The 7,272-nt window shown below is 62.1% G+C and carries 4 protein-coding genes; all 4 read left to right on the top strand.

Features of this window, described 5'->3' with window-relative positions; genetic code table 11:
• The first annotated feature begins 104 nt into the window (after positions 1-104).
• Positions 105-1,100, top strand: a complete 996-nt coding sequence (locus J0O65_RS06450; RefSeq protein WP_215405218.1) for an extracellular catalytic domain type 1 short-chain-length polyhydroxyalkanoate depolymerase — start codon at positions 105-107, stop codon at positions 1,098-1,100.
• Between the two features lie 74 nt (positions 1,101-1,174).
• Positions 1,175-2,038, top strand: coding sequence for a hypothetical protein (locus J0O65_RS06445; RefSeq protein WP_215405217.1), 864 nt, complete (start codon positions 1,175-1,177; stop codon positions 2,036-2,038).
• A 75-nt stretch (positions 2,039-2,113) separates the two neighbouring features.
• Positions 2,114-4,909 carry a type VI secretion system Vgr family protein gene (locus J0O65_RS06440; protein WP_215405216.1) on the top strand — a complete coding sequence of 932 codons (2,796 nt, stop codon included), beginning with the start codon at positions 2,114-2,116 and terminating at the stop codon, positions 4,907-4,909.
• An 18-nt stretch (positions 4,910-4,927) separates the two neighbouring features.
• On the top strand, positions 4,928-7,198 hold the full coding sequence (locus J0O65_RS06435; protein WP_215405215.1) for a T6SS effector phospholipase Tle3 domain-containing protein: 2,271 nt from the start codon (positions 4,928-4,930) through the stop codon (positions 7,196-7,198).
• Positions 7,199-7,272: the final 74 nt, after the last annotated feature.

Below are 7,272 nucleotides of genomic sequence, written 5' to 3'. Positions count from 1 at the left end.
GGACCCGCCGGGTCCGGCCCCGCTGGTCGGAAGTGCCGGCTTGACGGGCGTCCAGCCGGTTAGTTGTCGCTGTTTTCGTCGTGAATAATCATCAGGAGACTGGCATGGCACATCTGCATCAGCAATTGCGTCACTTCTTATCTGCACTCATCGCCGCCTGCGGCTTGCTGGCCGCGCTGCCGGCCGCAGCCGGCCAGTGGGACTTCGGCCTGTATGCGAGCCTGTGGGGTTCGCGCGAATACCAGGTCTGGCTGCCGAGCAATTACAATCCGAACACGCCGCTGCCCGTCGTGTTGATGCTGCATGGCTGCGGTTCCGAGCCCAACAGCATGGCCGCCGTCAGCCGCTACAACCAGCTGGCCGACAGCGAAAATTTCATCGTCGTCTATCCGCGCCAGAACGTCACGGCCAACCCCATGCGCTGCTGGAACTTCATGTTGCCGCTGAACCAGGAACGGGGCACGGGCGAGCCGGCCGTGCTGATGGGCATCTTGAACAAGGTCAAGAGCAAATACGCGGTGCAGGACAGCCGTATCTATGTGACGGGCATCTCGGCCGGCGGCGCCATGGCCTCCATCATGGCCGCCTGTTACTCGGACGTGTTCGCCGCCGTGATGGTGCATTCGGGCGGCATGTACAAGGGCGCCACCGGCCTGGTCACGGCCGCCGATTCGCTGTTCAACGGCAGTTCCTTCGATCCGAAGGTGCGCGGAAAGGATGCCTGGCGCTGCTCCGGTTCGCCGCGCCGCCTGATGCCGACGATAGTGTTCCACGGCACGGCCGACATCGTCGTCAACCCCGTCAATGGCGAGCAAACCATCGAGCAATTCCTGCAAACGAGCGATTACGGAGACGATGGCCTCGACAATGACAGCGTGCGCTACCGCGCCGACAGCATCGTGCGCCAGACGGTGCCGTATGGCCGCAGCTATGCCATCGACACCTACCTGCACAACGGCGCCGTCATCGCGCAAAAGTACACGGTCGAGGGCATGAACCATGCGTGGAGCGGCGGTCCTCCCGGCTGGCCGTTCAGCGATGAACTGGGCCCTGACGCCACCGTGATCAGCTGGAATTTCTTCAAGCAGTACCAGCGCTGATGGCGTGAGGAACTGGCAGCTTGTAGAATGGGGCGCGGCGATTGCGCCCCATTTTGTTGCCTGCGAAAGATCCCATGCCTGCTTGCCGCCTGCTGTCCTGCCTTGCCCTTGCGTTGCTGTCCGCTTGCGCCAGCGTCGGCCCACCCGCGCCCTCGGTGGCCGACGCGCAGGCGTTCGAGCGTGCCGCCCAGCAAGACAGCATGCGCAGAGAATGCGACTGGAACGTGCGCTACGCCCCCGTCGCACCAGAAGACGCGAGCGTGGCGCAATTGCAGGCCATCGCCACGGCGCGCCTGGCGGCCTTGCAACTGGCGCCCGCCTGGACCTTGTCCATGCCCGGCAGCGCGGCGCACGCGTTTACTGAGTCGGCGCAGGACCGCGCCGGGCTGCAATTGTTGCTCAGCATCGTCTTGCCGGCCATGGAGCGCTATCCGGCCCGCGTCTTCGCGCACACGGGCTTGCGCCGCGTCGTGCTGGTGAAGGACTTGAGCGTGGACGGCCAGCGCCGCCTGGCCATGCCGGCGCCGGAAATCGACAGCGTCGTCTACGCCGACAACCTGCTGGCCGCCCTGTGTCCATCCGGCATGGAGCTGCGCGTGCACCACGAGTATTACCACTTCATCGAATACCGCCTGTTCAACGATTTCTATTACCGCGACCCCGCCTGGCAGGCCCTGAACCCGCCAGGCACGGCCTACGGCCAGGGCGGCGCCACGGCCTACGGCAAGGGTTTCCAGAACCTGGGCCACCCGCACCCTGGCCTCGTCAGCCTGTACGCCGCCTACGGCCCCGAGGAAGACAAGGCGGAAGTGTTCGGCTGGATGATGACGCCGGCGTATGCGCTGCGGCTGGAGCGGTGGACGGCGTTCGATCCCGCCTTGCTGGCCAAGCGGGAAAAGTTGAGGGAAGTATTGGGAACCTTGGCGGATTCTTACTAAATATCAAGTATTTCCCCGCCATCCCATGGCATTGTCGGTTCTCCAGTTTGATGAGGTGCGCATGAGGAGAACGCCATGGACGGTGACGAGTCGATATCGGGTGCCCAGCGTCCCTTGCGCCTGCGCCTGGGTGTTTCGCCCAAGGTTCCCGCTGGCGTGCTGATACCGCAGCGCATCGCCGGCAGGGAAGCCATCTGTGGCGGCATCGAGTACCGCGTGCTGTGCGTCTCGACGCATGCCGACTTGCCGCTCAGTAGTTTGATTGCCTTGCCCGCCGCACTCGATATCGTCACCGACCAGGGCCAGCTGCGCAGCATCTGCGGCATCGTCACGCAAGCGAGCGCCGGCGACAGCGACGGCGGGCTGGCCAGCTACCAGCTGGTGCTGACGGATGCTCTTTCCATCATGGAAAAGCGCTGCAATACGCGCGTCTTCCGGCGCCTGACGGATATCGAGATCGTCAAGACCTTGCTCGACGAATGGATACGCAGCAATACCGTGCTGGCGCACGCCTTCCAGTATGCGTTTGCCGATTTCTTCGAGGCGCAGACGTATCCGCAGCGCGAGTTTGTCATGCAGCACAATGAATCCGATGCGGCATTCGTGCGGCGCCTGCTCAAGCGCAGTGGCGTCGCCTGGTTTTTTCGTGCCGAGGGCAAGGCGAATGCACATGCCGAGCCGGCGCATACCCTGGTGCTGTTCAATCATGCCGACGGCTTGCGGAAGAACATGGCGGACACCGTGCGCTATCACGCGGACCGGGCAAGCGAAGAGCGCGACACCGTGACGTCCTGGAGCGAAGTGCGCAAGCTGCAGGCGGGCAAGGTAACGCGGCATAGCTGGAATGAGGAACACTCGCGCGCGCGGCCGTTCATGACCGCCGATGCCCTGGGCCGCGGGCAACAGGGCATGCATGGCAATGCCATTGCGGCCACGCTGGACGATTACCGCGTGCTGCCGCCGCGCGCGGGTACGGATCACGAGGTCTTGTGTCAGCTGGGCATGCTGGCCATGCAGCAGCACGATTACGAGAGCCATTGTTTTCATGCCGAAGGCAGCGTGCGCGACCTGTGTCCGGGCGAATACTTCAGCCTGGCCGAGCACCCCGACATCGACGCCTTGCCAGCGGCCGAGCGCGATTTTGTCGTCACGTCGCTGCAGGTGGCGGCGCAAAATAATTTACCCAGGGAGCTTGCCGCCAGGGTGGAGCGCCTGTTTGCGCGCAGCCGTTGGCTGGCCGATGACGCATCGTTGTCGCAGCGCGAGCTGGCGGCGGCGGTGGACGACGGCCCCTTGCGCATGCAGATTGAACTGACGGCCGTGCGGCGCGGCGTGCCCATCGTGCCGGCCTACGACACGCGCATCGACTTGCCGCCAGTGACCATGCAAAGCGCCGTGGTGGTGGGGCCGCCCAATGAGGAAGTCCATTGCGATGCGATGGGCCGGGTCAAGGTGCGCTTTCCCGCCACGCGCACGCTGGATCACCAGCACGCAGGCGGCACGGGCGCCTCGGACACGGATGCCGATTCGGCCTGGGTGCGCGTCGCGTCCAGCTGGGCGGGCAACGGTCCCGGCAGCATGCAGCAATGCGGCTACCTGGGCTTGCCCCGCATCGGCACTGAAGTCTTGCTGGCCTTCCTGGGAGGCGACCCGGACCGGCCCATCATCGTGGGCCAGCTGTACAACCACAGTGCGCAGCCTGTTGCCTTGAGCAAGGCCGGCGACTTGCCGGCCAACCGCTATTTGTCCGGCATCAAGAGCCGCGAGATCCGTGGCACGCGTGGCAACCAGCTGCGCTTCGATGATGTGCATGGACAAATCAACGCCCAGCTTGCCAGCGATCACGGTTCCACCCAGCTCAACCTGGGCTGGCTGACGCAGGACCGGCGCAATGGACAGGGCGACGCGCGCGGCGAAGGGGCCGAGCTGCGCACCGACGAGCAGTTGGCGATGCGGGGAGGCAAGGGCATGCTGATCTCGGCCTGGAAGCGTCTGAATGGCGATGGCGGGCACATGGCGCGCAGCGAATATCTGGGGCTGATGGAAAACTGCCTGGAATTGTTTCGTTCGCTGGGCAGGTATGCCGCGACGCATCAGGCAATGGAACAGGAAGACCAGGCGCAGCAGGAATTGCAGCAGAGCCTGAAAGGCTGGGAAGGCGGCAGCAATACGCAGCCGCGTGCCGAACTGGGCGGCGCGGCGGCGATTGCCGTCACGGCGCCTGCCGGTATCAGCTTTGCCAGTTCGAAAGCCATCGTCAGCTATGCCGCCGGCGGCATCGACACGGTGGCGCAGCAGCATCTGCAAGCGGTGGCGGGCCAGCGCTATAGCGTGAACGCGGGCAAGGGCATCTCGCTGTTTTCCCACGCGGACGGCATCCGTGCCATTGCCCACCATGGCAAGTTCCTGCTGCAAAGCCAGCATGACGACATGGAACTCAATGCCGCTAACAACCTGAAGCTGACAGCCAGCGAAGGCAGGCTGACGGGCATGGCCGATGAGATCGTGTTGATTTCCAAGCATGGCGCGTTCATCCGCATCGCCGACGGCATCACCTTCGGCAGCAAGTCGCCGCTGAACTTCAATGCGCCCAACTTCGTCTTCAACGACCCGCAGAGCATGGCGGTGGAGTTGCCAAGCTTTGCCGAGGGCATGGCGGATCAGCAGTTCATTTTTCAATACGAGGGCGGCGACAGCCCTGTCGATGGCGTGCCGCAGGAAGCGCAACTGGCGCCGCAAGCGCACTTTGCCGTGCAGCTGGGCGACGGTTCGTCGGCAGATGGCCGCAGCGATGGTGGCGGCAAGACGGAGGTGCTGGAGCGCGCCGCGATGCACCTGGCCGCCATCGAAGTGTTCAATAACAAGGATTGATGACGCCAGGAGAGTGCGATGGGCAGCTATCCGAAAGTACCGTACGTGGTGGGCGAGGACGTGGCGATCCTGCATTGCGAACGCAGCGTGTGCAAGAAGGTCAAGATACGCCGCAACCTGCCGGGCAATATCATCGTCATCCATGGTGTCAACGATGTGGGCGTCAGCTACAAGGCGGTGGAGCATGGCCTGTGCGAGGGACTGACGCAAAGGCTGGGGCGCTGCTTTACGCCGGCGTCTTACCGCATGCCCGTGGCGGCGGACAAGGACAGGCTGGAAGACGATCCTGACGCCGTCTTCTTCAAGCGCACGATCGCCAAGGAGACCAACAGCCCCGTGATTCCGTTTTACTGGGGCTACCGTGAAGTGGGAGAGAAATGCCGCACCGTCAATGGCCAGTTCGTCGATCGCTACGGCAACCGCCTGGACAAGGATCTGTCCAAGGAAGGCGGGCCGTTTGGCAACGCCACCAGCAACCTGCCCGACATGTGGCGTCCGGGCATGTATGCGCCGGCGGACCCCATGGGCGATGCCTTGCGCCCGCTGAAGACGGCACCCGGGCGCATGTACATGGTGCTGGCGGCGCAGCGGCTGGCGGCGCTCATTTCCATGATCCGCGATTACGATGCGCAAGACACCGTCAGCATCGTTGCGCACAGCCAGGGCTGTTTGCTGTCGCTGCTGGCGCAAGCCATGCTGATGGAAAAGGGGCTGGCGCCGGCCGATAATCTGATACTCACGCATCCGCCGTACAGCCTGGTGGACAGCCTGCCGCTGTTGATGCGAGGGGCCGCCTGGTTCGACGGCGGCGAGGATGCGGCGATGAAGCCCTATTACCATTTGCTCAGTGGTACGCAGACCATGGGCGCGCGTCTGAAGACCTTGGTGAACATAGTTGCCGGGGTAACGCAGGGGAACGGTCAGCCCTGCATGCCGCCGTTTGCCGACCTGAAAAAGGATCAGCATCGTGGCATGGTCGGCAGCCGCTGGGAGAGCGCCGACGACCGCGACAACCGCCGCAAGGTCTATCTGTATTTTTGCCCTGAAGACATGACGGTGGCGCTGGATAACATCCAGGGCATAGGATGGGACGGCGTGCCCGATTATGCAATGGGAAGTGAGCTCATGGAAGAAGAGGAAACATCCAGTCTGGATGGGTACAGTATTTCCTCCGGACATACCAGGATGGTGGAGCGCTCGCAGGTACGCGGCGCGCTGGCGGAGTTGGGCGGCAGATTTTATCAGCGCGTATTCAGCAACAAGACCAGACTGGATCCGGCCACGGGCAAGACCACGGTATCGTTCGTAGGCAAGCCGCCGCCTTTTGATTTTCCGTTGCGCCTGCCGACGGAAACGGAGCAGTCGCATGTGGAGGTTTCGCTCCGAAAACACCGTGCACAACATCAGGCGGTGGCCTGGCCTGTGAATACCAGGTTGAGCAAAGCGGAACAGCGCAACGGCGTGCGCACCATCACTGGCGAAGCGTTGAAACAAGCGGTACCGGCCGACTTGCGTGGCACCTCGCAAATCGATCCCGCCAATATTCCCGCAACGTCCATGATGAGAAACCGTACCGTTGCCGATCAGGGACCGGCGGAGGAGGTTGATCCTTGCGACGCTACGGTCCCACTGACGAGCGGGACTGGCATGCAGCTACGTAGCGAATATCGTCCTGATCCTGGAGGCTATCAAAAGTTTCCCGAACGGCTAGAACACCTTACTCCACGAGAGTTGGCATTGATGACGGCAAGCTACAACAAGGAAAAAGGATTGGACGTGAAAGGTAAACTGGATCAACGCGAAATTGTGTCCGCGATACGCCACCCTGACAGCAAGGTCGTGGCGAAAATTCAGGAAAGTCCGAACGAGGCGCGCTTGCGCTGGCAGCGGGAAGTCAGTGCCAAGTCTTTTCACAGTTCCATCATCGGCAGCGCGAAGAATCATAGCCAGGTGACGGCGTATGACGTGGCCATAGGCAGTGGCAAGGCGTCGTCTGATCCGCAGTTTTATGCATATCTGTGTGCGGTGGCGGATTGGCGGGTAAAGGACCTTAAAAGCAACGAAAAAGGGCGTAAGGGAATACAGATAAAAGAAAAATTCGTATTGGATTTTGCGCCATATTTGTCCGTAGAACCTGCCTGGAGAAGTGCCGTGATCAATGGCAGCGTTGACTATTACAACACCGGGATTTTGCCGGCAGGACTGCCCTTGCTATCAGGACCGTTGTGGAAAATTGTAGTGTCACAAACAAAAAACATAAAAATAGTTACCGAAAAAAAAGCAAGATAAATGGATTGTTGTAGCCCCGTCGGTAGCAACTTGCTTGGGCCGATTATTGTCTCGCCGGACTTACAGACCAAAAG

Source organism: Janthinobacterium sp. JC611 (genome assembly GCF_018682595.1).
Taxonomy (GTDB): domain Bacteria; phylum Pseudomonadota; class Gammaproteobacteria; order Burkholderiales; family Burkholderiaceae_D; genus Janthinobacterium.
This window is presented reverse-complemented; position numbering and strand designations above follow the sequence as displayed.

Excerpts from the sequence above, each read along its gene's own strand:
- J0O65_RS06450 (WP_215405218.1), top strand. The coding sequence starts at position 105 with ATGGCACATCTGCATCAGCAATTGCGTCACTTCTTATCTGCACTCATC.
- J0O65_RS06445 (WP_215405217.1), top strand. The coding sequence starts at position 1,175 with ATGCCTGCTTGCCGCCTGCTGTCCTGCCTTGCCCTTGCGTTGCTGTCC.
- J0O65_RS06440 (WP_215405216.1), top strand. The coding sequence starts at position 2,114 with ATGGACGGTGACGAGTCGATATCGGGTGCCCAGCGTCCCTTGCGCCTG.
- J0O65_RS06435 (WP_215405215.1), top strand. The coding sequence starts at position 4,928 with ATGGGCAGCTATCCGAAAGTACCGTACGTGGTGGGCGAGGACGTGGCG.